Genomic DNA, 2,313 nt, shown 5'->3' with positions numbered 1-2,313 from the left:
AGTCACATTTCGCGGTGGCTCCCGGGCGGCCGCCGAGGGTGCGCGGCCACGGAACCCTCCCTCCCGGCCGGCCGCCGCGTGCGGATGCGGGGCGGCGGGAGGGCGGGGGGCCGTGAGCTCCCCGCCCTCCCGCCGTCTTGTCGTGACCGTTGTCTGACCAGGCCGGACCGTTCTCCGACCACTTTCCGGCGCTCTGCCGGTGGGTCCGTCGGCGGGCCCGTCGCTCTGCCGTACGAAGCCTCATACCAGAGCGGGATGCTGTCCGCACGAGTTTGTCAACTGCCCACCGCACATGATGCGGTGACGACTACGGTGAGTGTCGGTCGGGCGGCGCGTGGCCGACACCTTCGGCCTTCCCGGGCCCTCCCGACCGGTACGGCGGCACACCGCCGACGACGCGGACCGGCGGGCGCACCGAGCCCCGGGCGCGTCGGCCGGTGCCGATCAGGTCGGAGCAGGGAGCGGGGACGGGCAGTGCGGGCACAGGGCGGACGAGGGAGCCGGCGGGGCGACGGGCCCCGCCGCCGGGGCCCGGCGGACACCCCGGGCACGACCGGCACGCCGGCGCCCGGCGCCACGGCCGCGGCCCGCGCGTCCGGCCGCACCGCCGCGCACCCTCCCGCAGCCCGGAACCGGCGGACCGGCCCGAGGACACCGGTGCCCGACCTCCGCGCCCCGGCCGCCCGCCCGGACCGGCGCGAGGGCGGACGGCACGGGCGTCCGTCCGCCCGGACCGCTCCCGCGCTGCCCGGGACGCACATACGGTCCCAGTTGCTGCGCCTCGCCGTCCTCCCGCCCGTCGCGGTGGCCCTCAGCGCCTGCGCGGCCGTGCTGTTCACCGTGCGGTCGGCCGGGACGCGGCCGGGCCCCGCCCTGTGGGGCGTGCTCGGCGGCGCGACGGCGGTGGCGCTGGCCGGCATCGTCATCGCCGCCGTGGCCGCGGACCGCGCCGCCCGGGCCGTGCACGACCGCATCGGCACGCTGCGCCGCGGCACCGCCCGGCGCGAGGCCGACCTGCGCGCCCTCGTCGAGGCGCTGCGCCGCGGGGACGACCCGCCCCCGCCCCGGCGGCACGGGGGGCCCGCCGGGGACACCGACGACGCCGACGGCTTCGACCTGCTCGCCGCCGACCTCGCCCGCGCGCACGACGGTGCCGTCACCGCCGTCGTGCGGGCCTCCCGGCTCTCCGGCCGGGCGGGCAGCGAACAGAAGCTCGAGGTGTTCGTCAACCTCGCCCGGCGCCTGCAGTCCCTGGTGCACCGGGAGATCTCGATCCTCGACGAGCTGGAGAACGAGATCGAGGACCCCGACCTGCTCAAGGGCCTCTTCCACGTCGACCACCTCGCCACCCGCATCCGCCGCCACGCCGAGAACCTCGCCGTGCTCGGCGGGGCCGTCTCCCGGCGGCAGTGGAGCAACCCGGTCCCCACGACCGAGGTGCTGCGCTCGGCCATCGCCGAGGTCGAGCAGTACTCCCGGGTCAAGCTCGTCCCGCCGATCGACGGCACCCTGCGCGGGCACGCCGTCGCCGACGTCATCCACCTGCTCGCCGAACTCGTCGAGAACGCCACGGTGTTCTCCGCCCCCCACACGCACGTGCTGCTGCGGGCCGGCCTCGTCACCTCCGGGCTCGCCGTCGAGGTCGAGGACCGCGGCCTCGGCATGCCGGTCGGCGAACAGGAGCGGATGAACGCCCTGCTCGCCGACCCCGACCAGGTCAATGTCGCCAGCCTGCTGGCCGACGGCCGCATCGGCCTGTTCGTGGTCTCGCAGCTCGCCAAGCGGCACGGCATCCACGTCCGCCTCCAGACCAACATCTACGGCGGGATCCAGGCCGTGCTCGTGGTGCCGCGGGCACTGCTCGGCACCGGACCGGAGGACGCCGACGGCGGACCGGGCGCGGTCCGGCCGCCGCACGAGGGCGGCACCGGCACGGTCCCGGCGCCCCGTCACCCGCGACCCGCCCCCGCACCCGGTGACCCCCCGGTGCCGGGAACCGCGCACGGCGGCGGACCGGTGCCGGCTCCCGGAGCACCCCGTCCCCCCGCGGCGCCCCCCGCCGCCCCGCAGCGGCACCACCGCGAGAACACCCCCGCCCCGTCGCCGCCGTACGACGCGGTCCCCCCGCCGCTGCCGGTCCGGGGCGCCCGCGCGGTGCGGCCGAACCCCGCCGAGGCCGCGCCCGGCACCCACCGCGACGACCGCGACGACCCCACGGAGGACGGGAGCGCCCCCGGGGGGGGGGGGGGGGGGGGGGGGGGGGGGAAGAAGGAAAGGGCCCAAACGGACCACCCCCTCCCCCCAGAAACAAAC

1 protein-coding gene is annotated in these 2,313 nt (G+C 78.1%); it reads left to right on the top strand.

Annotated elements, in window-relative coordinates; translation table 11 throughout:
- Positions 1–657: 657 nt before the first annotated feature.
- Positions 658–2,313: sensor histidine kinase (locus tag ACZ56B_RS23595; protein ID WP_468793967.1), on the top strand; the 1,656-nt coding region annotated here is incomplete at its 3' end.

The sequence above is a fragment of the Streptomyces sp. NPDC034670 genome, assembly GCF_055574875.1.
The sequence above is the reverse complement of the archived record's forward strand: the minus strand, read 5'-3'. Positions and strand labels throughout refer to the sequence as shown.